The 1,038-nt window shown below is 56.0% G+C and carries 1 rRNA gene; it reads right to left on the bottom strand.

The features are described 5' to 3' along the window. Positions 1-27 precede the first annotated feature (27 nt). A 23S ribosomal RNA gene (locus tag ABD353_RS39665) occupies positions 28-1,038 on the bottom strand; the annotation flags it as partial.

The raw sequence follows: 1,038 nt of genomic DNA, 5'->3' as shown, positions 1-1,038 counted from the left end.
GAACCAACACAGTGGACGCGAGCAACTGAGGACAAGCCCTCGGCCTATTAGTACCGGTCAACTCCACCCATTACTGGGCTTCCATATCCGGCCTATCAACCCAGTCGTCTACTGGGAGCCTTACCCTCTCAAGGAGGTGGGAGTGCTCATCTCGAAGCAGGCTTCCCGCTTAGATGCTTTCAGCGGTTATCCCTCCCGAACGTAGCCAACCAGCCATGCCCTTGGCAGGACAACTGGCACACCAGAGGTTCGTCCGTCCCGGTCCTCTCGTACTAGGGACAGCCCTTCTCAACACTCCTACGCGCACAGCGGATAGGGACCGAACTGTCTCACGACGTTCTAAACCCAGCTCGCGTACCGCTTTAATGGGCGAACAGCCCAACCCTTGGGACCTACTCCAGCCCCAGGATGCGACGAGCCGACATCGAGGTGCCAAACCATCCCGTCGATATGGACTCTTGGGGAAGATCAGCCTGTTATCCCCGGGGTACCTTTTATCCGTTGAGCGACGGCGCTTCCACAAGCCACCGCCGGATCACTAGTCCCTACTTTCGTACCTGCTCGACCCGTCAGTCTCACAGTCAAGCTCCCTTGTGCACTTACACTCAACACCTGATTGCCAACCAGGCTGAGGGAACCTTTGGGCGCCTCCGTTACCCTTTAGGAGGCAACCGCCCCAGTTAAACTACCCACCAGACACTGTCCCTGATCCGGATCACGGACCCAGGTTAGACATCCAGCACGACCAGAGTGGTATTTCAACGGCGACTCCACAACAACTGGCGTTGCTGCTTCACAGTCTCCCACCTATCCTACACAAGCCGAACCGAACACCAATATCAAGCTATAGTAAAGGTCCCGGGGTCTTTCCGTCCTGCTGCGCGAAACGAGCATCTTTACTCGTAATGCAATTTCACCGGGCCTGTGGTTGAGACAGTCGAGAAGTCGTTACGCCATTCGTGCAGGTCGGAACTTACCCGACAAGGAATTTCGCTACCTTAGGATGGTTATAGTTACCACCGCCGTTTACTGGCGCTT

Origin of the sequence: Kitasatospora arboriphila (assembly GCF_039528095.1) — a bacterium.
GTDB lineage: Bacteria > Actinomycetota > Actinomycetes > Streptomycetales > Streptomycetaceae > Kitasatospora > Kitasatospora arboriphila.
The sequence above is the reverse complement of the archived record's forward strand: the minus strand, read 5'-3'. Positions and strand labels throughout refer to the sequence as shown.